Below are 23,776 nucleotides of genomic sequence, written 5' to 3'. Positions count from 1 at the left end.
GTTTGAAAGGAAAGGGTCTTTAGTCTTCAATATTTGGAGCTAGAACGTGGGCCATGTCTAATTCGAAGTGCTCGCCGCAGCAGGCCCCATGTCCGCTTGCATCGTCGTGAATTGACAGCGATTGTCACCGTCGAGTCGGCAACTACTAAGCTGTAACGGACGCCCAAGTGCTTCGGATAACATTTGTTCTTCTAACCGGCACATCGCTCGGTCGTCCGATGTGTCGGTCAGTGAAGGATAGGGACACACACAAACATCGATGACAGGCAATTCGCCCGCGTGCGATATCTCTGCTGCAATGTCTCGCCCCACCAAGGTTTCTGAAAGCCGCTTCATGCGAGATTCGAGCGATTGGTCCCCAACACTGTCGTCGGCACGATCTAGCGTTGCAGCAACCTGACGCCCCAATCGAGCGGCGACCGCTGTTAGCAATTGCTTGCGAACCGTAGCGTCGGGAATCGACAGTATCTCCTGCCACATCGCCTCCGCCAAGTCCGCTGGGTTGGCACCCGCTCGACGATGACCTTCCACCGTCAAACGGTACTCGAAAGTCGGACGGCCTCGACCAGCTACGATCTTTCTTCGATCGATCAACCCCATCTCTAATAGCCGTTCAATCCGCTGGCGGATCGCCGTGGCTGTCACTTTTAGCAGATCTGTCAATTCACCAATTCCAAACGATTCGCCACTTCGCATGACCACCAACAACTCGCGATCAACGGATCGGAGCTGCTCGATATGCAACGTAGTTGTACTGGAATTTGACATGACAGTTCGGCTGATAAAAGCAAAGAAGTCGACGTGCGTTTCATCCCATTATTACAACACTCGAATTTTTGACAACGGTGATTGCGTTAAATGACCTCCGCTTTTGTCCGAGAATCCCAAGAATCGCCGAAATTCTTTCATCAGGCCCGTCTTGCGGTTGATTAGGCCCCGCTGCGAGCGGAGCAATCTGTGATTTAATTGTGATCAAGTTGTGGTGCGGTATGCGGGATAACGTGACAGGATAACGCGACAGGGGCTTTCAGCCCCCGTTCTGCGACAGGAAGCCACAGCCACAAAAAAAACGCAACCCTAAAATTCTATTTTGACGAAGCACTCGAAAACGGCACATCATTGGAAGAAGTCAACGAGACGATCCGCCTTGTAATTCCCAGTTTCGATCCTACCATTAGTGGATCGGTTCTCTTTTGTTTGCTACTCCTATTGAACTTAGACATTGCCATGAGCACTGACTCACCCTCCCAACCGCCGCGTCCTGCATCCTCTGGGCCTCCTTCGCGACCGGGTGCTGAAGCGAACGAGTCGTTACCAGAACCATCGACCATCCCGATTCAAGGCTGGCATTGCACCCATACGATGTATCGTTTTCGCCGCGAGCTGATCAGTGGTCCGTTGAGCCGCGGTTGCCAAGATCAATTCCGAGCGGCACTCGATCTTGAGTCGAATGCGTGCCCCGAGCGGTTGGCAGCTTATTGGACGAGTGGTCATCGCGCTGATTTTGCGGTGATGGCGATGGATCCCGATCCCGCTAAGGTCGATGCCGTTCACCAAAACATTGTCGCTCCGACACTTGGTCAATTTGTCGAAGCGACTTGGTCGTTTGTCTCGATGAGCGAGATTAGCGAGTACGTGCCGACGCTCGAGCAATACCGCGAGCGGCTTATCGCCAGTGGAGCTCAGCCCGATTCACCCGCATTGACGGCGAAGTTAAACGCGTACGAGCGGCGGTTGCCGATGATGATGCAGCATCGGATGCAACCCGATTTCCCCGATTGGCCTTCGGTTTGCTTCTATCCGATGAACAAAAGCCGAGCGGTCGGTGCGAATTGGTTTAGTGAACCGTTTAGTAGACGCAATGCGATGATGGCCGAGCACGCGCAAAGCGGGATTGCGTTCGCGGGCAAGGTTAGCCAACTCATTACCGTCGGCGTCGGTCTTGATAATTGGGAATGGATGGTGACGCTCTGGGGACGCAATCCACAATACCTAAAAGAGATTGTCTACAAGATGCGATTCGACGAAGCGAGTGCAAAGTATGGCGAATTTGGCCCGTTTTATGTCGGCTACAAAGCGACCGCTGACGAGATTTTAGCTCACTGCAAAGTGAGCTAAACGCAAGCTTTGTGACATTTCTCGCTGATCGCAACCATCTTTAATCCCTCAGCGGAGAGGTCGTACGGCTCGAAGGGCCGGAAAACGAGCCCGAATTGCGGAGCGACACTTGATTGATACGCTTACTGCTGTTGACTAGCGGCTTCTTGCTCTTGGTTTCGCTTTCTTAAAAAATCCTTGTATTCCTCGGTTCGCAGCAATAATTCGAAATCGATCAAACCGTAGACCAATTCACCATTTTTTCTCATCAGTTCGCCGTTCTTGCGTTTTCTTAAAATGATGTGACTCGGTTTATTGTCCAGCACCATGAACCCCTTCTGTCGCAATTCGTGCGCTGCACGCAGCGTCACTGCCGCAGCCTCTTCGGGAGTGATGATACCTTGCTGCGCACAAACATCAGCGTTGTCCCCTTTTAGCCATGCGAACAAGTAAACGTACTGTCGCTCGAAATCCAGGTCCATTTTTTGGTACTTCGCATCCTGGTTCGCCGCCATCCCATGACGATACCGGTCAAAACGACCTCGCTCACGGCCCAATCGCCATGGGGCACACTTTCGTGCGGGACTGAAAATGCATACTGGACGCTTCGTCATGATCCGCAGGTCTTTCGGCCCAAAGTGGCCGTTCCGCAAATCGACAAGCAACCCAAACTCTTGGAACGGATCATTGAACATAGCTCCCGCGACCACTTCGGGTGGCATTTTGTCAGGAAAAGTCTTTGCGACTTGCAGCGGCACCTCTTCGGCGAAACGTGAAAACTTGACAACAAGATCTTGTACAATCTCCCGCTCTCCTTTCGTCGGAACTCGATAAACCACCCCGCTACCTTCAACCAATCGCTCCCCTTTTTTCGCGTAAGCCTTTTCGTCGTACCAATTCTTGGTTCGTAGATTGTCGAGTAATCGCCACCCCAACCGAGTGACATAGAATTCGTTGCCGATTTCATCCGTGACAAAACCATAGCGGACTCCGTAGACTTTTATGCAATGCTCAAGGGGAATCTCACTGAAAGGGATGTTTAGGGCATCCTTGTAAGGAAGGGGAACGGGAGCTTCATTTTGCATTGAAAACGGTCCAAAAAGGAATAGATTGTCTGTAGGGAGCTACCTATTTTTACGCGTGCCGGCATTTTTAATAGGGGCCAAATTGTCGCGATTCGCTTCAGGTTACGCAAATGGATGGAGTTTCTTTTTTTAGTTAGCCTATCGACGTCCCTTAAAATCAGGGCGATCCCCAAAAAATTTGTGCCGACAAGTGGGGCAAAAACTCGAATCCGCCCCCCTAGCAGTCTCCTTCGATCCCATCAGAGACGATGACTTCGGTCGTTGGTTGCGGAGTCAAATACTCGGCAGCAGCTGCGGCGATCTTTTGTTGGTCAAGTGAACGAAAATTTTCCAGCATTTCATCGGTACTGATATATTCCGACTGAGTCAACCATCGGCTGCCGATACTGAATAATCGGTTCCCCGGACGCTCACTTTGCATGATACAAGCGGCGGTTGCTTTGTTGACCGCTTGCTCCAACTCTTCGTTTGTAACGCCCTGCTCGGCCGTTCGCGTCATGATGTCTTGGATTAGTTTTTTATTGAGAGTCAAATCGGATTTCTCACAGACGAGATAAGTAAACCACGCTCCGCAGTCTGCAAACTCTTGCGGCCATACGGTTGCCGTTTCTGCGCGGCCCGTATCAATCAATTCCCAAAACAGACGGCTGCCCCCCTCATCGCCAAGAATCGATGCTAAAATCCGTGAAGCAAAACGGTCCTCACTTGCCATACTCGGACCACGGTTCATTTGGATCAAGTAAGACTGTGCAAGCTCGTCCACTTTAAGGATCGGGTCAACGTCGATGCCGACAGGCAGCGAGTTCGTATCGTCAGGGTTTCGTGGCGGGGGAGCGCTGCGATCCGACCAGGGCTTCGTTTGTTTTTCGAGTGCTTCGACCAATCCATCGAAATCGACATTGCCGCTTGCTGCGACGACGATGTTGTCAGGCCGGTAGCGGCGGTTAAAGTAATCCCGCATTGTCGACGCTTCCATCGACTCAATTGATTCTTTCGTACCTAGAACGCGACGGCCCAAGCCACGCGGTCCGAAATGGATCTCCATCGCCCGTTCGAACGCACCAAACGGTGGTTGGTCTTCGTACTTGGCGATCTCTTCCAAGATCACTTTTCGTTCGGTTTGAAATTCGTGTTCCTCCAGCGAAGGGCTAAGCATATCGGTCAACAGCTCAACCAATCGATCTTGAAATTTTGGCAATACGGTAGCGTAATAAACCGTTTGCTCTTCGCTGGTGTAAGCGTTGCTATTCCCCCCCAGTTCATCGAGTTCTCGATTGACATCGGCAGCGCTCCGAGATTCGGTTCCTTTGAACATCATGTGCTCAAGAAAATGGCTCAAGCCCGATTCGCCGTCGGTTTCATTCCGGGAACCGGCGTGGACAAAATAGCCCAATGCCGCCGAATAACATCGATGATCGATCTCGGCTGCAATGCGTAACCCGTTGGACAAAGTGTGTGTGTGGAATAATGCCATAGTTTTTGTTTTCATGTAATTGAAGTAGCCGCGTCTCTCCGAGACGCGAATCTAAACAACGTCACGTAGCCGCGTCTCTCCGAGACGCGAATGCAAACAACGTCTCGTAGCCGCGTCTCTCCGAGACGCGAATGCAAACAGCGTCTCGGAGAGACGCTGCTACGCGACGCGAATCCAAACAACGTCTCGGAGAGACGCTGCTACGCGACGCAAATCCAAACAACATCTCGGAGAGACGCTGCTACGCGACGCGAATCCAAACAACATCTCGGAGAGACGCTGCTACGTGACGCAAATCCAAACAACGTCTCGGAGAGACGCTGCTACGTGACGCAAACCCAAACAGCGTCTCGGAGAGACGCTGCTACGCGACGCAAATCCAAACAGCGTCTCGGAGAGACGCTGCTACGTGACGCGAATGCAAACAACGTCTCGGAGAGACGCTGCTACGCGACGCGAATGCAAACAACGTCTCGGAGAGACGCTGCTACGTGACGCAAATCCAAACAACGTCTCGGAGAGACGCTGCTACGTGACGCAAATCCAAACAACGTCTCGGAGAGACGCTGCTACGTGACGCGAATGCTAACAACGTCTCGGAGAGACGCTGCTACGCGACGCAAACCCAAACAGCGTCTCGGAGAGACGCTGCTACGCGACGCAAATCCAAACAGCGTCTCGGAGAGACGCTGCTACGTGACGCAAACCCAAACAGCGTCTCGGAGAGACGCTGCTACGTGACGCGAATGCAAACAACGTCTCGGAGAGACGCTGCTACGTGACGCTACGAAACGAACAACGATGCATCGAGACGATTGGGACCGAGCGTTACAATACGGTAATGGTCCGGCAAATGACTCGACCAATACTCGGCGATTTCACTTAGTGTCAGCGATTCAATGATCGATTCAAGCTCCGTCGTACTCAGTACCCGTCCGAGCTGAAAATAGTCGGAGACGATCGAAGACGCACGCGATGAACTCGATTCTTGCTCCATGATTAAATTACTTTGAATTCGCACCTTCCAACGATCGAGTTCAGAGGATGTAAGGTCCTCGGTCAATCTCGCAAATTCACCAAGAGTAACCTCCAATGTTTGCTGGGCTCGTTCGGGTGTCGTCCCAGCATAACCGAACACGGCTCCTGCATTTTCGAGCGACTGGGTGCCTGCGGACACGGTATAGCAAAGTCCTCTTTGTTCGCGGACACGGTCGAACAAACGGCTACTCATACCGTCGCTAAGGATACCAATCGCCGCTCTCATTTTGAAATAATCGCAGTGCCCAAAAGGCACCGCGTCAAAAGCGAATCCGATGTGCGTTTGACTCGACGGTGATTCGATCGATTCGTAAGTTGATTTCCCGGCTGGGTCCGCTGGCGGGACGGCCGCCCCTGACTTCCAATCACCGAAATGCTTGTTGGCCCACCGAACGACTTCATCGGGATTGACGTTGCCAGCGACTGCCAAAATGCTGCCCCCGGAATGATAGTGTTTTGCATAGAACTCACGAACATCAACGGGCGAGAGTGCGGCCAGACTTTCTTTCGTACCATGTTGGCTACGGCCAAGCCGATCACCATACTCCAGTTCGCGAAGGCGGAGCATCACACGTTGAGTCGGTTCATCCTCGATTCCCCGAAGCTCTTGCAATGCCATCATCCGCGCGTCTTCGAATTGGTCGCTCGGCAAATGCGGTCGCCGAACGATATCGGCGTAGATTTCGAGTGCTTTTTCGAGCGACTCTGCTGGCATCGCTGAACCGAACGAAATCGACGACGTGGCCACGCCCGATGAGCGATCCATCCCCAAATTGTCTTGAATGGCAACCAAGTCGCGGCTACTGTACTTGCCCGCTCCTCGCTCGACCATTTCGCAAGTCAGCGACGCAAGGCCAGCATTGGAATCGGATTCCGCATTCACACCTGCGCGAAGACACAACGTGAACGCCGCCGTCCGCAGCCACGGCATTGCCTGGACCGCGACCACCATTCCATTGGCGAGTTTTTCGATGCGAATTTCTTCTCTTGTCGCAGATTGCGCAGTAGACATGGAGCCAGACATAGTTTGCTTCTAATAGGAATCGGTAGCGGTAAAAGTGTCAAATGCAATGGCAGCGTTGATTGCAACAACCGTGCGAGGATAGGACTCAAGTCAAGGACGGCAATCCGATCGAGACGACGTCGACCGTTTGCACCCGTCCGACCAACGTATGGCAACTCGCATCGTCCACTTGGATTTTCAAGAATTGGCCTGCTTGGCGGCGGTTGCCGTCGAACACGACGATTCGGTCGCAATGGGTGCGGCCAATCATTTGCACAAGATCGTGCCCATCCCCTTTGAGTTCACGACCTTCGGCATGATCGCTCGTTTCGCGAAGCGTCTTTTTACTAGGCCCTTCGACTAGAACCTCGACGACGTCGCCAACCATCTTTAAATTGTCCTCCTTGGCCAAACGGTCTTGTACCTCAAGCAACTCGTTGTTGCGGCGGATCTTTACTTCACGAGGCACATCGTCTTCCAAGCGTTTGGCCGCAGTCGTCCCCGGGCGAACGCTGTATTGGAAAATGAAACTGTTCTTGAACCGACATCGTTCAATCAGGCCAACCGACTTTTGAAAATCCTCTTCCGTTTCGCCACAAAAGCCAACGATGAAATCGCTACTGACGGACGCCTCCGGTAAGATTCGTTCGATTCGTTCAAACATTTCCATGTAGTCTGCGACGGTGTAGCCGCGTTTCATTCGTTTGAGCACTTCGTCGCTACCGCTTTGCACGGGGACGTGCAGGTAAGGCGAACATTTAGGCAAATCACGAACCGTCGTCAACAACCGTTCCGTCATATCCTTCGGATAATTCGTCACAAACTTGATGCGGTCGATGCCGTCAATCTCGTGCAGCGATTCAAGTAACGAAGCGAGATCGGTTTGCCGATCGTCTTGCTTGTAGCGGTAACTGTTGACCGTCTGGCCAAGCAACGTGATTTCGCGACATCCTTGATCGGCCAAGATGCGAGCTTCGGACAAGATTTGCTCGGGCGGGCGTCCCTGCTCAGGACCACGAGTGTTCGGAACGACACAGTAGGTACAAAACTTATCGCATCCAATTTGGATACGCAGGTAAGCTTGGAACGGCGTCGGACGCATCGACGGGTCACGAAGCGGATCAAAGGTTTCGTGGCTGCGAGCAATTTTCAATTGCGAACCGTCGGTTCGCGACAACGACACGGCCATTTGACGCCCTTCGCCGCGATCGATCTTTTCAAGCAATTCGGGAATCGTATGAAGTTGGCCGGGACCGACGACCAGGTCGACAAATGGAGCCCGCCTAAAAACCGTTTCCTGATCCTTTTGAGCCATGCAGCCAATCACGCCAATCATTTTCCCAGGATGCTGCTCTTTCGCTCGCTTTAACTTCCCAAGATTGCTGTAAACCTTTTCTTCGGCATTTTCTCGGATGCTACAGGTGTTGAAGAGGACACAGTCGGCCTGCTTGGCCGAGTCGACGACGGTGTAGCCATGCCGCTTTAAGTCGGCAATCACCATCTCGCTGTCCAGCACATTCATCTGGCAGCCCACCGTGTTGATAAATACTCGTTTATTCATTCGCTATCGATCAATCGTTTGGTTTATTGTTGGCTAATTCAGAGCTCTCTGCTGATTCGGAGCTTTTCGTAGCACCGACTTGGGGAGCCTCAGCACGACGGGCCGACTCGTCATGCCTGCCCACGAATGCTTTCAATGCGTCCGTGAGGGCGGATCGGCGTCGATTGAAAGCCGAAAACAGCAACAATGCCATTGCAATCGCAAACACCATCCAAAGAAGAATGGCAGGCGAAATTGTCAGTTGGCTGGTTTGGGCAATCATCTCACTAGAATACCTACCAAATCGATTTCCATGTAGGCAGGAGGATGCGAGCTTCCCAAAAATAGGAGTTGTTGTGGTGGAAACCCTTCAAAGATTTCCTTTTAACCGCCCATTTCAGCCAAAATAATGCTGGTTGCCAGCCGGGAGTTTGCCAATCGCTCGTTTGGAGAGACGTGGCCCGCTCGGTACACCGCTATTCACGCAACAGCCCCAGCCCTAACCGACACAAAGCTTTCTCCATCTCTTGAACAAATCGACGGGTGTCGCAGGCGTTTGACCTTAACAACTGATCCCGCATTTCGCTTCGTATGGACGTTAGTTCCGCTTGCTTCGGCTCGATCGTCGCGTATTCGATGGCCATTTGGATCATCGCGTCGCGCGACTCAGGACAGAACTTGGACAGGTGGGTGCTATGTAGGATCGACCGACTCGTTCGCGATGCCCAGCGGTCTCCGTTGAACGACAGAACCGGTACACCCTGCCAAAGCGATTCCATCGTCGTCGTGCCTCCGTTGTACGGAAACGTATCGAGCGTTAAGTCAATTTGGTCGTAGTATTTCAAAAAATCGAGATGTTTAGCAGGCGGCAAGAATCGAATACGCCTGGCATCCACGCGCCGCCGTGTGAACTGGTCCAAGACGTATTGTTGATTGCACTTGGATTCGAGTTCTCGATTGGCCAACACCAAAGTTGCAGAACTTGCTGCTTCTAAAATCTGCGACCAAGCATCGAAAACCATTGGCGTGATCTTGTACTGAGTTGCCAGACATCCGAATGTAAATGAGCGATCACGACGGCAAGGGCTCTCACCGACCGGGGGAGCATCGTGAGCCACATGAAACGTCAGATAGCTGGTGGATAACGGTATCACGGTCTCGGTATAAAACTTTTGCTCGGCTTTGCGAAACACAAAGCGATCGCCGATCAAATAGTCAAACTCCTCAAATCCACTGGTGGCAAATGAATTGAACCAAGCCACTTGGATCGGGGCAGGCCGATGGACAAACACCCCCAACCGTTTCGGTTCGCTAAAGGCACTCAAGTCAATCAAGATATCGATCTCTGCACTTCGGATTTGCTCAGCAACTTGTGCATTGCTCAACGCTCCGACTCGGCGTTTTTCGGCTCTTGTGTCAAGCCAGTGCCAATCAGGAGACGAAACGTCCGAATCATCAAACAGATAAACTTCGAATCGTTCGCGATCGTGTTGGTTGAGCAGTGGCCAAACGGGTTTCATGTAGTTCGGATGATGCAGATGAGCGGACAGGTAGCCAATTCGCAACCGATGACGGTTGTTCGGGCGACGGTTGCTCGGTTTGGGTAGAGTCACGCGTTCGTTTTGCCGAACGACTTCCGCATATTTTTGGCGAACGTTGCGAACCCGAAGGTTGGTCGCCGAGGGCGCACCTGGAAGAATGGTGGCGTAGCCCATCAAGAAGTTGGGGTTGTTGAACTCTTTGGCAAGCGATTCGTAGACTGCGATCGAAGCGTCGACATCACCGAGCTTGTACCAGGCGCGAGCCAACTCGTAGCGAGCTTCGACGTCATCCGGAGTCTCGCGAAGACAATGTTCCAGGGCACCGATGGATTGCGCAAATTCGCCGAGCTTGCAAAGCCCAACGCCCATCGTTCGCCAATCCCGTGAGGTAGCGACTCCCATCTCGATGAGCTGATCGACACCGCGAAGTGTTGGTAATATTTCGCCGGAACGTTGATGCTTGCGCACCTTACGTCGAAGTTCGCTTTCGGCTCGATTCATGGTCGCAACTCAGGTAGTGGATCTTGTTAAAAATCCTGGCATCGTCGCCTTACGCTCCTCGAAAGCACGTTGAGGATGCAACTCCCGCGGATTGGCTGTGAGTGTAGGAAGTAGCCGCATCCCGCCGAGACGAGGAATTCCGTGTCGCGGGGAGACACGACGACATGAAAGAGTATTTCTTCACTTCCTAGTGTTTTGTCCAGATTTAACTTTAGGTTGCGGTATTGCGGTATTAACGTGACGGGAGCTTCCAGCCCCCGTTCTGCGACTGGAAACCACAGCCACAGCCACAAAAAACGCAACCCTATCGTTCTATCTTGACGCAGCACTAGGAGCGAAAGGCGACTGCCAATAACGAGATTGCCGCGACCATGACCTGACGCGGCAATTCGTACTAACCATCGACACAGAGGAAAAACAAGAGCTCGCTCTTAGGTCGTGCCTTCTTCGACCTTCCAACTGTACTCGATGTTGCCCTTCTTCTTACCAGCATTGTCATTTTCGGTGTAAGTAACCTTGATCTCTTCAAAGTTCAACGAAAAATCTTCAGTAGGAACGTCTTCGCTTTGAGTTGCACCCGAGATTGCGTAGCTCGTGACCAACACATTCTTCAGCTCATAGCGATAGTAGGTCACGCGACCTGCATCGGTGTAGGAAGCGGTCAACTCAATCTCAACCTTAGGGAAAACCCTACCTTTGCAAACCGCTTCTGCGATCTTTGGACTCGATTTGTCGAGCAATTTTGCGACGCTGATGTCGTCCAAAATGACGTCGCCACGGCGACGGGCCGTACCCGTTGCTCCACCACCTGGCTGATGAACCGCTTGCGAGAACGACAGGACGTCGATCCAGCTCTTATGCTTGTCGTCTTTGCATTCGCCATCGATGCCATCAAATTTCATGTAGCCAGCCATTTTTCTGTTCCTGTGCGAGAGTGAGTAAGGAAAACCGTTTGAGTTTTGGGGGGCTGATGCTCCCCAGTGATAGTCCTATTCTCGTAGCGAAGTCGCCGTTGTTGCGTAAAACAAAAAGTTTTTTGTGATTTCTAGCGAATCGCCATTCGAACCGCGTGCCGATGTGGGTTCGTCTCATCCGTGATGAACACGACGACAATCTTACGGGAATGTTACAGGGTCTGGGAACTATCGTTGTGTAGCGATTGCTTAGGGCGTCAAAAAAAATACAACTTCCGCAATCGACCAAGGAGGCAAGCTCTGCTGAGGAGCCGCTTACTTAGGATAGCGGGTTACTTAGGGATAACGGGGGCCAGGACGGGAAGGATGTCTCGCTTGGCCTCGGTGAAACGGCTTGTTTTCCCGAGGTTTATTTTTGAACCTCAGATTGTCGATGCACCTAAAAACAATCTTTTGGCCCTGCGATGACTGAAAAACCTACCATTCTGTATTGGGGATTTATGAATCAACCCACGGAATCTAAGGTGGAACCGTTTTAATAGACGGTCTCTTGCGGAGGTTATTTTTTTGTCGCCCTTACGGGGTGATCTGGATCTGCCGTAGTTCAAGCTCGGTGGTTTCATCGTGACCTTGAATCATGATCGTGCCCGCATCGGTTCGCTTTCCTTTCCGCGGGTTTTCGTCCGCCTGGCGGTCATCTTGCCAATTGCTGACTTGGACCCCGTTGACCCATGCAGCCATCTTCGCTCCCTGAACCGCCAAGACGACCGTTGACCAATCGTCCTCCGTGGCTGCAATGACTCGAGCGTCTTGGTGACGAAAAATTCCACCCGTGCCACAATCCGATGGCTTTAACGGAAGTCCGTTATTCATGCCATCATTCAATTGGCATTCATAACCCATCATTGTGTCGCCTGGGATACAACGGAAAAAGATCCCCGAATTGATTTCTGGTTTTGCCAATTTGTACTCCGCCAACAACACAAAGTCGTCAAAGACGTCTTTGGTCTCAATTTGGCCAATGCCTCCTTGAACCTTCATCGCCCCCTCCTGGGTAACGGTGTACTCGGCATCCATATTAGGAAATGGTTTCCAAGCGGACAATTCTTCGTCGAGCAAACTTTCAAGTCCAAGTGGACGAAGTCGGATATTGCGAAAAGCGATGCGTCCCGAGTTATGTTGAAGTCCAATGCGGCCAGCTGGCAAGCCTTCGGGCTCGGGATCGGTATAGTCGGTGACCAAGACGCCATCAAGACTCACTTGGACTCGATTCCCTTCGATGCGAATGAGCATCTTCCGCCACTCGCCAAACGTCTGCTCCGGAGCATCTTTGCTGACCTTTTGCCGATCGACCAGGCTACCGGTAGTAAACGGATGGTCGACCCCCGCGATGTTGACTTCATAGCACTCGACGGCTGGATCGTCGACTTGGATCGGGGTGCGTAGAAAGACGCCACTATTGCTTTTCTCGTCGGCATTGAACTCCAGTGACAACTCGTAATCCTGCCACGGGATTGACGTGTTGATCAGACAAATGTCGCCTTGATCCGCAGTGATCGTCTGATCTTCGACTTGCCAATTGGCGTTTCCAGCGATTTCCCAGCCGAAAAGCGTGTATCCGTCGAATAGGCGAATCCAACCGGCGGATGCCTCTTCGGGGTCAAGACGCGCAGCGAGCAATTCTTCGCCAGTCGCTTCGTAGGCCTGAGGCACAAATACCTCCTGCTCTGCTTCGCTTTGCGTTTCGTTCGCAGCAGGAGCGGGATCGGACTTCGAACGGCATCCAATATTCGTTAGAGACGCGGCTGTGGCCAATCCAATCGCAAGAATTGTTAACGAAACAGACGGGGAGGTTTGGGTCGAGAACTTATTCATATCCGTAACGCTTAAAATAGGTTTCCCAATGCGAATGAATCTCCGCATCCGCATCGGAATCGAGTTGAAGTTGATTTGTTTGGTAACCTTTGTGCTCGATCTCCACCCACTGTTTGATAATGGGTTCAACCGAATCAAAGTCACTCAAGTGCAATGTTGTGTATATCATGCGGAGCATTTCGACAGGATCAGCGATCAAGTCTTCGTAGCGAATGTCGATCAGCCGGTCTTCCGAAACCGTTTTGCGTCCTTCGTGAAAGGCAGCATACATTCGCTCAAAACACTCGATCACATACGCCCCAATGTTATCATGATTGGGCTTCTGCAACGCCTGAACCTCATCGAGACTCTTCCACAATCGGCATGTCGATGGATAGAGAGCTCGAGGGTCGCGAGTGATGTGAATGAACTTTGCGTCGGGGAACTCTTTGGCCAGATAGGCGATTCGGCCCGTGTGGGTCGGACTTTTGATGACGAGAGGTCGCCCGGTCGCGATGCTGACGTTGAGCAGAAAACGGCGAAGCGTTTTAAGCCAACGGTTGACATCTTGTTCGGCAACCCCGTCAAAACTCAAATAATCCAAATCGATCGGACCGTCGTTTGGAAAGGCGATTCGGCGATAGGGCGATGGTAGCCCAAGAGTCAGCAATGCAAATTCGTCTTCTTGAGGCCGATCCCAACCGGCAGCCATGTCGTCCATCGGTCGCTTGCCTGGCAATAACCAGTTGGCGAATCGCCGGAAGAACCACTCGGTTGCCAGGAAATGTGATGGAGCAAAACACTGGAACGTCGACGGACTGCTCAGCCGTTCATCTCGGACCATTAACTCGTGTAGCAGTGTCGTTCCGCTTCGCCAATGTCCGATGATAAACACGGGAGCGCCATGCAGCTCCGCGTTGCGCTGCCGCCTGAAAAAACAGAGTTTTTGGATTCCAGCAAAGAGCAAGTTAAAGAGTGTTGCGAAGGAAACGCCGATCAGAACGGTCCAGCGGGTGGGGTGGACCCGGCATCGGCCCTGTCGAAGTAGTCCCAACCAAGCCATCGGTAGCATGCCATGCCAAAACCGAGGCGAATAAAATGGATATTGGTGGTACGGACGCTCTCCCGTTTTGTTTGCTGTTTTCGCGGCAGGTACAGAGGGGTCGGACACGTGCGAATCAGGCCTAGGAATAAGAATTCTTGGAATGGATCCTATAAAAGATCCTCAGGCAGGCTAGAAAACACCCGCCGCTCGCCTTTCAGTAGAAATCTGCGATTTCGGGGAACCAAACGGCTCCCCATACTGTAATTGTTTCTAGTTCCGCGGTGCAGTCCCAAGCCGCCGGTTTGTAAGATTTGCGTCCATCACCTCAACAAAGCTGCTTTATCCGCTACACTTATCCGCATTCAGGTTGTCGCTCGGAGAGCGAAGCGGCAATCAATGCGAAGCAACTTTAAACGCCGCGATAGCGAATGTAAACGCGTTGCACGATCTTCCCCCCCCTGCCAAATTCGATGATTCCAGTGAGCCAATCCGACCCTGAAAAACGCGAACTGTCGATCTCTGATCTGCAATCCCATATCCGGGAGATGTATTTCGAGAAAGATGCCGCTCGCGGCGTTGACGGCACCTTTATGTGGCTGATGGAAGAAATGGGTGAATTGGCTTCAGCCCTGCGGGGCAATGACAAAGAAAATTTAGCGGAGGAATTCGCTGACGTGATCGCTTGGCTTGCGACCATCGCCAACGTCGCTAACGTCGACTTGAACGCGGCACTGGTCGCCAAGTACGGCAGTGGATGTCCAGGATGCAGCCGTTTGGTTTGCGAATGCCCCGATTCGGAGAAGCCTTAAATGGTGTGTTCTTTCAGACACCACCGAACACGATGGGCCCTCTTCGCCATCGTCGTTTCGTGGTTAACCATCGGGCCGCTCTCTATCGGGCCGCTCTCTATCGGGCCGCTCTCTATCGGGCCGCTCTCTATCGGGCCGCTCTCTATCGGGCCAACAAGCACGTCTGCGCAGACAATCGATCATGGCTCGCCCGAGCAAAGCGTCTCGATTGGCATTGCAGGTAATTTCCGGGTGGGCCATTGGACCGCAATTCGGCTGCAGCAAGCGGGCCCAGAGCAGGGTTTCGCAAATATTCATAGCGTTCAAACCGAAGACGGCGACGGTGTTTCGGTTGAATATGTACAAGCGAACCAGCAGAAAACGTCAGAAGCGGCCGCGAGATCGCCCTGGGCTTACGCGATCCCCGGCTCCCAGGAAGCTCCGCTAATCGTCGAAACAAGTGAGGATTCGCCAGCAAACGCTCGAATCGTGACCCGGTTTCCTGCAGACACGGCGTCCTCCAATGCCGATTCGACGCGAGAGGTTCCACTCTCAATGCCCTGGATCGTTTCGCTCGGCGAACCCCTTGGCGTTGATGCAATCGGCGCCAATGCCCTGCTTCGTCGCAGTGCCTCGGTTGCTGTTTCCAACATCACCTCCGCCGACCAATTGCCTGATCGATCGATCGGTTATGACGGCGTCGACTTGGTCATGATCGGTGGCTCCGGTCTCGAAACTCTCGGCCGGATGAACGCGAACCAGCAACATGCAATACAGCAATGGATCGTGGGTGGCGGACGCGTCTTTCTCATGTTGGGTGAATCGCTTCCTCAGATGCAATCGGCAGCCCCTTGGTTGGTCGACCTCATCCCGACCCCCGATGGGCGGGCCAGCGAGACGCTTATGAACGTACAAATGGACCCATCGGCGATCGAGACATTTACGTCGACGCAAACGCTGCTCACCCCTTATGCCGGCGTAAACCTTCCGAAAGGGGCGGGAGAGACCATTGTGATCGGGCGAACCAATCGACGAGTCAGCACACCCGTCGCAGCGGAGTATGTCGTCGGTTTTGGGAAACTGACCGTGCTGGCTGCCGATTTGGACCGTGCCCCGTTTGCCGATTGGCCGCAGCGGCTGGAGTTCATTATGCAATTGACCAAAGACTTGGTTGAGCCCGACGAGCCGGCGCTGGGTAGCAAAAATCGCGGCACCGCATTCGATGACCTCGCTGGCCAAATGCGAGCCACATTGGACCGTTTCCCCAATCAGCGTCGATTTAGCTTTTCGGTCGTTTCGCTGATTGTCCTGAGCTTGATTGCCCTCGTCGGCCCGCTCGATTATCTCCTCATCAATCGACTCTTCGGAAAACCGCTACTCGGTTGGTTGACATTTCCGCTTATCGCTATCGGTATGTCGGCATTCTTGGTCCTGCAAGCCCGTCCGATTGCTGGCAGTTCGGACAAAGATCGCATGCCGATAAATCGTGTCGAATTTGTCGATATTGATTCGCAGAGTCAGCAGGGTGAATCGTTGGCGTGGTCCGTACTCTATTCGCATGATGCTCGACGCTTGAATCTTTCCAGTGTGCCAGGAGAATCACTCGATCAGTTGTCAACAAACGTCTCCTCGATTTTGACCTCGCCGTTTGGGTTTCCCGGGCGTTCGTTCGGCTCGATCCAAGTGACAGGCGAAAATGCACGGTTGCCAACTTACCAGGTCGAGTTCAATGCCGAAGACTCCAGCACACTAGGTTCGCCCGAGCGGGGTTTGAACAGCAACATGATTGCGATGCCGTTGGCACCTCGCAGTAGTAAATCGATCGCCAGTCGAACGAAATTTCAACCGAACGTATCGAACGAGCTTGTCATGTATCGCCGCGGCGGTAGTGAACTACTGCAAGGTGAACTCGTCAATCCGCTTGGTGTTGACTTGCTAAACGGCATGCTGGTCTATCGCAACTGGGCCTATCTTTTGCCTACTCGGTTCCCAGCGGGCGGGCGCATCGAATCCATCGAATCGCTGCGGCAAAAGAATTTTCGGCGGCAATTGTCGCGGCAAAGAGCCCTCGAAAGTTCGACAGAAACTCAACTTTGGGACGCCACCATGTTCGATGACCCTGGACGGGTTGCCGAAATGATGATGTTCCACGATGTCGTCGGTGCCGATCGCTACACGACCCTTCGTAGCGAAGTCTTGTCTTCACTCGATTTCAGTTCCTTGTTGACCGGTGAACGCTGCCTCTTGATCGGCAGATTGGCCCAGCCGTTCACGCAGCTTCAATCGCTCGAGCCAAATCCTGAAGCCAAAGCCGATCCAGTGACCGAGTTAGAAGCACAGAATCTGACATTATTGCGGTTGGTTATTCCCGTTGAACACAAGAGATTTTCCTACTAGGCTTTGTCCGAAAAGGGGTCTGACCCTCACCAGACAAGCCGAAAACTATTCACAAAACGAATGTCCTCCAAAGGGTCAGACCCCTTTTCGGACAAAGCCTAATGAAGCGATGGTTCCCAGTGATCAAGACGGTTGACTTAACAAAGAAGTACGGCGACGCGTTTGCCATCAAAGGTATCGATTTGGATCTTGATGCCGGCGACCTTTTCGGTTTTATCGGCCCCAACGGTGCTGGCAAGACAACGACGATGCGCATCATTGCGACCCTACTCGAACCGTCGTGGGGTGAAGCCTACGTGTGCGGCCATAGCGTGCACACGCACCCAAAAGAGATTCGCCGCTTGGTCGGCTACATGCCCGATTTCTTTGGCGTCTACGACGACATGACAGTGGTCGAGTACTTGGAATTTTTTGCCGCCGCGTATCGCGTTCACGGCAAGAAACGGCGTGACCGAGTCGATGAAATGCTCGACGTCGTCGACCTGGATTTCAAACGCGATGCATTCGCTAATACGCTATCACGCGGGCAAACTCAGCGGCTAGGCCTGGCGCGAACACTGCTTCATGATCCGCAGGTCTTGCTGCTCGATGAGCCCCTGTCGGGATTGGACCCGCGAGCACGGATCGAGATGCGAAACCTGCTTCGCAAACTCGGCGAAATGGGAAAAACGATTATCGTTAGCAGTCATATCCTGCCCGAATTAGCCGACGTTTGTAACAAGGTCGGTATTATCGACTGCGGGGAACTGAAACAGAACGCTAAAGTGACCGAGATCATCAAGATGGTACGCGAACATACCGTTCTGGTGATCCAAACGGTCCAAAGAGAGCAACTCGAAATGGTCGCGAAGTTACTGGAAGGACATGAAAAGGTGCAAGGCACGGAACCAGGTGACGATTCGATTCGAGTGATCCTAAAACCAACGGTGGAAGACTACAGCGACCTAGCCAAGCTGCTGATTGAAGGCGGCATCGATTTGAGGCGTTTTAGCGAAGAGCAACTCGATCTCGAATCTGCCTTCATGGCGCTAACACGAGGAACAAGCAACCGGATGTGATGCACCACTCGAAGGCACTATGTCATTCGAGATACAATTGAAACCGGGTGCTCACTTGGAACCTCTGCCGATGGTTGACGAAAACGGATGAGCTCGGATGGCTTGTTCGTGAGTTCGCCCGACCCTCGATCGGTTCGGCCTCTTCGCGAGCATGACGTCGCGGTTCAAATTGCAATTCAGGGCCCCAACCCCCACAGCCACCGAAACAGGAGCGTTCAATACGCCAAGCAAAACGACCTCTACGATCTAGGAAATCATTGTCGAGAGTGCGTTCGGCACCCTTCCCGTTCAAAGGCCCATTTTTTTTGACCTTGCCACCTCGTCGCCCAATGCCGAGGTCTTGCGGACCAAACGCCTCACGACGTGTCCCCAGTGCTTTGCCACAATTTTACTTTAGGGGTTCGGAGAACCGGAGGGCTTGCGGGCTGTCGATTTAATCGGTTTGACTCGACTGATTGTTTAACGCCAAGCTATAGGCGACCGCTTATGGAAAAGCTGACGCTTTCGGCTAAGCGTTAAACGATTAAATCGACAGCCCGCTTGCGTCTTCCCGCTAATTATGTTTGCGGCTCGACCAAGAAGATTCTTTTCAATCGGGTTGAAACCAAGCGTGAACAGTACCAAATCGGTACCAAGACGATTAAGATGGGCGAAACAAACTCACTCACCCCACATCGTTCTGGGCGGCGTGCACTGCACTTGGATCCGGTCGATAGACAATTGATGTTTTCATTTAGAGGGGGTTAGTGGTTCAAAATCGATGTTAAACACCCCGCAGAATTGCCTAGAGAGGATGACATAAATGACGCTGCTGAAACTTGGACTCAACGCTGGTTCCCGCTTCCAGTTTGCTCTGTTGACCTGTTGCTTGATTGTGGCTCCCGCCTCGCTTTGCTTGAGCGACGAACCGATGAAGGAATCCGCGTTTGGAAAGTCGCTGGTTGCCGGAAAATTCATTTTGCCGGCCAAGGACGGCTGGTGGAATTGGGGAATGGCTCCCATCTACGACGAGCAAGGTCGGCTACATATCTTCAATTCATCGATTCCTTACAAAGGCGAGAATGGGATGGGATATTGGCGTTCGAAAAGCATTATCAATCACTACGTTGCGGATTCCATCGAGGGTCCTTACAAGTTGATTGGCACGCCGTTCTCCAGTGACCAGCGGACTTACCACAATCCACAGATTTCTAAAGTCGGTGACACTTACGTGCTCGTGTTCTTGTGGAAATCGGTGGAACGAGGCAGCCTGCAGTCGATCGGGATGGCGACGGCCGAATCGTTGGATGGGCCTTGGACGGAAAACCCAAACAACCCCATCATTAAACCGACTGCAGGAACCCCCAACGCCGCCCATGCCTCCAACCCTACTTTCCTGGTAGACCGGGATGGCAAATTCAGGATCTATTACAAATCCATGTCAAAGGGCTCCGCGTTCAGGGAAATCTCCGTGGCCATTGCGGATCAGCTCGAAGGCCCCTATGTCGATCATCCTGAAAATCCGCTAATCAGCTACAAGGAACTCAAGCGTGACATCGAGGATCCGTATGCCTTCTTTTACCAAGATACGTATTACATGATCTTGGAAGATCGCACAGACGTTGCCGGTGCTCTCAGCGGCAGTCCTTCGCCGAATTCAAGCCCAGGTGGAAATCGCCCCGGACTCTTGTTCAAGTCCAAGGATGGCATTCACTGGGATCGTCCCGAGCTCAGTTACAACACGGATGCGAAATATTTCGGTAAAAAACTTTCTCGCTCCGAACGCCCCCATATCCTTTGGAAGGACGGCAAACCGGAATATCTGTTTTTGGCGAATCACGGCAGTCACGAGGCCGGGTACTATCTGAAAATTGAAGGCTGGGAACCCGAATGATTCGGAAACGGGCCATCGATCACTTCTCGACCGACGTCGCATTGTTTTCAGGCCGGAGGCCGATAGATACATCCTCGCGGGTGTGTCGCCCTCCGGGCTAGTGATTCGGTTGTGATCCACTACGCCTGAGTCATTCTGGTTGGTTCCAAATGCCCCAGACAGAGTTGCCCACAGCTTTACTCGGCTTTACTCGCCGGGAAGGACACTCGGGGTCTGCTCAACCATATTCATGGTGCCATCTTCATTAAATGTGACCTTGTCGAAACAGATCGACCGGTTTGCTTTCCTTCCGCCGGAAAGGTCAGCGTTGTGATAAAACAGGTACCACTGTCCTTTGTATTCCACCACCGACCCATGCGTGGTCAAGGCGCTGGTTTTCTCGAGGAACACGCCCTTGCTCTCCCAGGGCCCCAATGGACTACTGCTCATGGCATAATTCATCTGGTGACCACCGGGTGTGCTGTCCGGATAGATCAGGTAGTAAATCCCGTTGCGTTTAAACACGAAGGGTCCTTCACGGTGGCCCTTGAGTTCGGTCTGCAGAACCATTTCCCCTTCGATTTCCATCATATTGTCTTTGAGCTTGGCTGCGTACGTTTTCGCACCTACCACCGCATAGAGATAGACCTGGCCGTCATCATCGATAAACACGTTGGGATCGCAGAAGGTATTGCCGCCTTTCACAAACCCCTGCACCTTAAAATCAGAAGCTGGTTTTTTGCTGGTTGCGACACCAATCTCCCACTCTTTTTCAACATTGTGATGAGGGAAATAGAAGTAGTAGAGACCATCTTTGTAGACGCAGTCCGGAGCCCACATGGCACCTGGTCCTCCGCTCCAAGGCACATCACGTGAATGAAGAATCTCGCCGTGATCCTTCCATGTGATCATGTCATCGGTGGAAAAGACGTGGTAGCCATCCATGGCTCGATAACCTTTTCCCTTGATGTCGGTTGAGGGATAGACATACAGGCGACCGTCCTCCCAGACACGGGCCGTCGGGTCGGCGGTAAACATGTGCTTGACGAACGGGTTGGAGGTTCGCTCCTGTGCCTGCAACGCGGGGGCGGTTGAAAGAATGAACGCGCTTAAAAATAGGATGGTTTGTTTCACAGATTTTCTCGTCATACTGCTCGAATGAATGGTCTAGACGTTTCTTTAATAACGCCGTGTAGGTGGACAGATAGGGAACTTGATTTCCATCGACTTCAATTCCATCGACTTCAATTCCATCGACAGGTAGGATTATATCACCCGAAGTGGCCGAGGTCACGTTTTAAAATTCATTATCACTCGGACGATAAGTTTTAAACGTTTTAGCTCGGCTAACGGAGTTGCCTAACACCGAGGCTTTTTACCCAATCGGGATCGTAGCTTCCCAAACGCTCCTTTTTTTCGATATTTTGCAGTGACTCGAAAAGGCCTCGAAAACGCTCGATACGATCACCGACGACGTGAGTGGCAAAATCGCCCCAGCGGGAATCATATTGATGGGAGCGAATCGTCAACGAATGCTCGTTCATCGACTCATGCGGTTGGGCACTCTCGGTTTGCTCGAGCAATTCGTTGCACCACGCATCGATGGCAACCGCTGATGCTCCCATCGCAACGAGCTTTACAGCATCGTCCGGTGAGATCTCTCCTGGGACCACCCATAACGGAATCGCTTCGCCACCGCACTGATCAAGTAATTGACGAGTTCGGCAAAGGATCTCGGCGAGTTGCAACCCCTCAACGGAAAGCTCATCCAGGCGAAGAATCAAACCGTCTGGTTTTGCGTTGACCAGGGCTGGCAATTCTTCATCGATTCGATACGGCCCGACGGAGAGAAAGATTGCTGCGGAAGGAGCCAAATTGCGGAGTTGGCTGATTTTGTTGGTCAGATGCTCCATCGAGACGACGTCCGGTGGAAAGGATGCCGCCGGAATCCATCCACCTCCAGCAACCGGTGCAGTCGTCGGAGTTGCTTCCCAACGCTGGATTTGGGCAGGGCTGTAGGCAAACCGCCCCGAGAAATCTCGTGCCACAACGATTCTCAAATCGATGATGGAAGCGTCATCAAAATCAGCGACCGAAAAACCGTAGCGCTCGTTGCGATAGGGGACCAGACGCCCATAGCGTCGTTTCGTCTTCGCTTCAGCATCGACCATCCGCCCCGCATGAAAGATGGAATCACGACTTGGGACTGAGACGTCACTTCGTAAACAAGAAACCAGCACATCCATTTCAGCAACCGCGACGGCCAAAAAGTCCGCCTGTTCCACGGTCACTTGATACCAAGCCGGATCATACCAAAACAGCGGAAGCGGTAAGCAGACGTCGCTACCGAGATCACGTTTGATCGAAACGGAATTCGGATCATCCGAGGGAACGAACCACGACGTATTGATCGAGGGGGGCAAGAATTGCAGCGGTGCAAGTCGATGTTTCATACGTCTATTTATAGCTTAGATCATGGCGATTGGTAACACCTGTTTTAACCGCCGGTTTAACCGCCGTCGTGCCGATTGATGAACCTGAGGGGACCCCCTAAGATGATCATTCACCATTTCAACCTGCGACAACAATGAGAATCGATCATGACAACCGATCCCAATAGATGGCAATCGCTTCACGATAATCGGCTGATGGCGTTGATTGAAGTCGTTACCGCAGCGGGCCAGCACACGTTGACCCATTTTCGAAAAAGTGGATTGAAGGTCGATGCGAAACAAGACGATTCACCCGTGACGATCGCGGACCGCGAAACGGAACAACTTGTCCGAAAAATGTTGGCGGATCGGTTCCCCAGCGATACGCTGCAAGGGGAAGAGTTTGCAGAACAAGCCGGCGATAGTCCCTATCGCTGGGTTGTCGACCCGATCGATGGAACGAAATCCTTTGTCTGCGGCGTCCCTCTATACTCGACGCTTTTGGCGCTCGAATATGAAGGCACTCCTGTCGGCGGAGCGATCTACATCCCCGCCCTTGGCGAATTGATCGTCGCGGCCGCCGGTCATGGATGCTGGTATCGGACCGGGTCGGAGACAGCATGGTCGAAGGCATCCGTGTCCTCGACAAGCGATCTATCCAAAGCCGTCTTTGTGACGAGCCAAGTCGATTCGTTCGCAGCGATCGGCTCACCCTCGGCCTACGAGCGACTCGAACAAGAGGCTTGGGTAACGCGGAGCTGGGGGGATGGTTACGGGTACCTGTTGGTCGCCACGGGACGAGCCGATTTGATGGTCGACCCCATCTGCAATCCGTGGGACGTCGCACCGATGCTGCCGATCTTGGCGGAAGCGGGTGGACGATTTAGTGATTGGCAAGGTGATACGACCGTTCGCGGCGGCAACGGTGTGGGCACCAACGGCCACCTACACGACGCGGTCCTACGTCGGCTAGAGTCCGAGTGATTTTCGACACTCGCACGATCAAGAGGGGCTGGTGCTCCTCAGGCAACATGGAGGCCCAATATCAAGAATGAGACCGTCATCTTTTGGCTTCCATTTCTTACCTTCTTCAAGTCCGCACGGTTAAATTGTCGCAGGGGCCTCAAAAAGGTTAACATTGGCCCTCTTACGCACTC

The 23,776-nt window shown here is 52.6% G+C and carries 19 protein-coding genes; 7 read left to right on the top strand and 12 right to left on the bottom strand.

Annotated features, from left to right (window positions below):
* Window positions 1–57 precede the first annotated feature (57 nt).
* Window positions 58–768, bottom strand: a complete 711-nt coding sequence (locus tag Q31b_RS22945; RefSeq protein WP_146601999.1) for a helix-turn-helix transcriptional regulator — start codon at window positions 766–768, stop codon at window positions 58–60.
* Window positions 769–1,227: 459 nt separating this feature from the next.
* Between Q31b_RS22945 and hemQ the strand changes: the two genes are divergently transcribed.
* A complete protein-coding gene (gene hemQ / locus Q31b_RS22940) occupies window positions 1,228–2,118 on the top strand; it encodes a hydrogen peroxide-dependent heme synthase (protein WP_146601998.1) in 891 nt (296 codons plus the stop codon).
* Between the two features lie 122 nt (window positions 2,119–2,240).
* On the opposite strand, the gene Q31b_RS22935 is transcribed toward hemQ, so the two are convergent.
* Window positions 2,241–3,182, bottom strand: coding sequence for a hypothetical protein (locus Q31b_RS22935; protein WP_146601997.1), 942 nt, complete (start codon window positions 3,180–3,182; stop codon window positions 2,241–2,243).
* A 217-nt stretch (window positions 3,183–3,399) separates the two neighbouring features.
* Complete coding sequence (locus tag Q31b_RS22930; protein WP_146601996.1) at window positions 3,400–4,656, bottom strand: M16 family metallopeptidase; 1,257 nt, start codon at window positions 4,654–4,656, stop codon at window positions 3,400–3,402.
* 90 nt (window positions 4,657–4,746) lie between these two features.
* Between Q31b_RS22930 and Q31b_RS28600 the strand changes: the two genes are divergently transcribed.
* The gene (locus Q31b_RS28600) at window positions 4,747–5,151 is read left to right on the top strand and encodes a hypothetical protein (RefSeq protein ID WP_197172124.1); all 405 of its coding nucleotides are present in this window, start codon (window positions 4,747–4,749) and stop codon (window positions 5,149–5,151) included.
* A 289-nt stretch (window positions 5,152–5,440) separates the two neighbouring features.
* On the opposite strand, the gene Q31b_RS22925 is transcribed toward Q31b_RS28600, so the two are convergent.
* The 7 genes from Q31b_RS22925 to Q31b_RS22895 all read right to left on the bottom strand — a co-directional run bounded on the left by Q31b_RS22925 (window position 5,441) and on the right by Q31b_RS22895 (window position 14,218).
* Entirely contained in the window at window positions 5,441–6,706 is a 1,266-nt protein-coding gene (locus Q31b_RS22925; protein ID WP_146601995.1) for a M16 family metallopeptidase, read from the bottom strand.
* 97 nt (window positions 6,707–6,803) lie between these two features.
* Complete coding sequence (gene miaB, locus Q31b_RS22920) at window positions 6,804–8,258, bottom strand: tRNA (N6-isopentenyl adenosine(37)-C2)-methylthiotransferase MiaB (RefSeq protein ID WP_146601994.1); 1,455 nt, start codon at window positions 8,256–8,258, stop codon at window positions 6,804–6,806.
* A 10-nt stretch (window positions 8,259–8,268) separates the two neighbouring features.
* Window positions 8,269–8,520 carry a hypothetical protein gene (locus Q31b_RS22915; protein ID WP_146601993.1) on the bottom strand — a complete coding sequence of 84 codons (252 nt, stop codon included), beginning with the start codon at window positions 8,518–8,520 and terminating at the stop codon, window positions 8,269–8,271.
* Window positions 8,521–8,713: 193 nt separating this feature from the next.
* A complete protein-coding gene (locus Q31b_RS22910) occupies window positions 8,714–10,279 on the bottom strand; it encodes an O-linked N-acetylglucosamine transferase, SPINDLY family protein (protein ID WP_146601992.1) in 1,566 nt (521 codons plus the stop codon).
* A 431-nt stretch (window positions 10,280–10,710) separates the two neighbouring features.
* Complete coding sequence (locus tag Q31b_RS22905) at window positions 10,711–11,193, bottom strand: Hcp family type VI secretion system effector (RefSeq protein ID WP_146601991.1); 483 nt, start codon at window positions 11,191–11,193, stop codon at window positions 10,711–10,713.
* A 576-nt stretch (window positions 11,194–11,769) separates the two neighbouring features.
* The gene (locus Q31b_RS22900) at window positions 11,770–13,068 is read right to left on the bottom strand and encodes a 3-keto-disaccharide hydrolase (protein WP_146601990.1); all 1,299 of its coding nucleotides are present in this window, start codon (window positions 13,066–13,068) and stop codon (window positions 11,770–11,772) included.
* The gene (locus tag Q31b_RS22895) at window positions 13,061–14,218 is read right to left on the bottom strand and encodes a sulfotransferase family protein (protein ID WP_231617779.1); all 1,158 of its coding nucleotides are present in this window, start codon (window positions 14,216–14,218) and stop codon (window positions 13,061–13,063) included. Before Q31b_RS22895 ends, Q31b_RS22900 begins: the two co-directional genes overlap by 8 nt.
* Before the next feature lie 419 nt (window positions 14,219–14,637).
* On the opposite strand from Q31b_RS22895, the gene Q31b_RS22890 reads away from it, so the two are divergent.
* The 4 genes from Q31b_RS22890 (at window position 14,638) to Q31b_RS22875 (ending at window position 20,208) form a co-directional block, all read left to right on the top strand.
* On the top strand, window positions 14,638–14,901 hold the full coding sequence (locus tag Q31b_RS22890) for a MazG nucleotide pyrophosphohydrolase domain-containing protein (protein WP_231617801.1): 264 nt from the start codon (window positions 14,638–14,640) through the stop codon (window positions 14,899–14,901).
* 231 nt (window positions 14,902–15,132) lie between these two features.
* Window positions 15,133–17,277, top strand: a complete 2,145-nt coding sequence (locus tag Q31b_RS22885; RefSeq protein ID WP_146601988.1) for a hypothetical protein — start codon at window positions 15,133–15,135, stop codon at window positions 17,275–17,277.
* A 119-nt stretch (window positions 17,278–17,396) separates the two neighbouring features.
* Window positions 17,397–18,335: an ABC transporter ATP-binding protein gene (locus Q31b_RS22880; RefSeq protein WP_146602132.1), complete on the top strand. Its 939-nt coding sequence runs from the start codon at window positions 17,397–17,399 to the stop codon at window positions 18,333–18,335.
* Window positions 18,336–19,137: 802 nt separating this feature from the next.
* On the top strand, window positions 19,138–20,208 hold the full coding sequence (locus Q31b_RS22875) for a glycoside hydrolase family protein (protein ID WP_146601987.1): 1,071 nt from the start codon (window positions 19,138–19,140) through the stop codon (window positions 20,206–20,208).
* Between the two features lie 186 nt (window positions 20,209–20,394).
* On the opposite strand, the gene Q31b_RS22870 is transcribed toward Q31b_RS22875, so the two are convergent.
* Window positions 20,395–21,321 carry a family 43 glycosylhydrolase gene (locus Q31b_RS22870; protein WP_197172120.1) on the bottom strand — a complete coding sequence of 309 codons (927 nt, stop codon included), beginning with the start codon at window positions 21,319–21,321 and terminating at the stop codon, window positions 20,395–20,397.
* A gap of 212 nt (window positions 21,322–21,533) precedes the next feature.
* Window positions 21,534–22,640: a hypothetical protein gene (locus tag Q31b_RS22865; protein ID WP_146601985.1), complete on the bottom strand. Its 1,107-nt coding sequence runs from the start codon at window positions 22,638–22,640 to the stop codon at window positions 21,534–21,536.
* A 147-nt stretch (window positions 22,641–22,787) separates the two neighbouring features.
* On the opposite strand from Q31b_RS22865, the gene hisN reads away from it, so the two are divergent.
* Window positions 22,788–23,603 (top strand): histidinol-phosphatase, encoded by an 816-nt coding sequence (hisN, locus tag Q31b_RS22860; RefSeq protein ID WP_146601984.1) that lies wholly within the window; start codon window positions 22,788–22,790, stop codon window positions 23,601–23,603.
* Window positions 23,604–23,776: the final 173 nt, after the last annotated feature.

Origin of the sequence: Novipirellula aureliae, from assembly GCF_007860185.1 — a bacterium.
GTDB classification, from domain to species: domain Bacteria; phylum Planctomycetota; class Planctomycetia; order Pirellulales; family Pirellulaceae; genus Novipirellula_A; species Novipirellula_A aureliae.
The sequence above is the reverse complement of the archived record's forward strand: the minus strand, read 5'-3'. Positions and strand labels throughout refer to the sequence as shown.

Excerpts from the sequence above, each read along its gene's own strand:
- Q31b_RS22865 (WP_146601985.1), bottom strand. The coding sequence starts at position 22,640 with ATGAAACATCGACTTGCACCGCTGCAATTCTTGCCCCCCTCGATCAAT.
- Q31b_RS22930 (WP_146601996.1), bottom strand. The coding sequence starts at position 4,656 with ATGGCATTATTCCACACACACACTTTGTCCAACGGGTTACGCATTGCA.
- hemQ (WP_146601998.1), top strand. The coding sequence starts at position 1,228 with ATGAGCACTGACTCACCCTCCCAACCGCCGCGTCCTGCATCCTCTGGG.
- hisN (WP_146601984.1), top strand. The coding sequence starts at position 22,788 with ATGACAACCGATCCCAATAGATGGCAATCGCTTCACGATAATCGGCTG.
- Q31b_RS22875 (WP_146601987.1), top strand. The coding sequence starts at position 19,138 with ATGACGCTGCTGAAACTTGGACTCAACGCTGGTTCCCGCTTCCAGTTT.
- Q31b_RS22915 (WP_146601993.1), bottom strand. The coding sequence starts at position 8,520 with ATGATTGCCCAAACCAGCCAACTGACAATTTCGCCTGCCATTCTTCTT.
- Q31b_RS22925 (WP_146601995.1), bottom strand. The coding sequence starts at position 6,706 with ATGTCTACTGCGCAATCTGCGACAAGAGAAGAAATTCGCATCGAAAAA.
- miaB (WP_146601994.1), bottom strand. The coding sequence starts at position 8,258 with ATGAATAAACGAGTATTTATCAACACGGTGGGCTGCCAGATGAATGTG.
- Q31b_RS22945 (WP_146601999.1), bottom strand. The coding sequence starts at position 768 with ATGTCAAATTCCAGTACAACTACGTTGCATATCGAGCAGCTCCGATCC.
- Q31b_RS22905 (WP_146601991.1), bottom strand. The coding sequence starts at position 11,193 with ATGGCTGGCTACATGAAATTTGATGGCATCGATGGCGAATGCAAAGAC.
- Q31b_RS28600 (WP_197172124.1), top strand. The coding sequence starts at position 4,747 with ATGCAAACAACGTCTCGTAGCCGCGTCTCTCCGAGACGCGAATGCAAA.
- Q31b_RS22910 (WP_146601992.1), bottom strand. The coding sequence starts at position 10,279 with ATGAATCGAGCCGAAAGCGAACTTCGACGTAAGGTGCGCAAGCATCAA.
- Q31b_RS22935 (WP_146601997.1), bottom strand. The coding sequence starts at position 3,182 with ATGCAAAATGAAGCTCCCGTTCCCCTTCCTTACAAGGATGCCCTAAAC.
- Q31b_RS22890 (WP_231617801.1), top strand. The coding sequence starts at position 14,638 with ATGTATTTCGAGAAAGATGCCGCTCGCGGCGTTGACGGCACCTTTATG.
- Q31b_RS22900 (WP_146601990.1), bottom strand. The coding sequence starts at position 13,068 with ATGAATAAGTTCTCGACCCAAACCTCCCCGTCTGTTTCGTTAACAATT.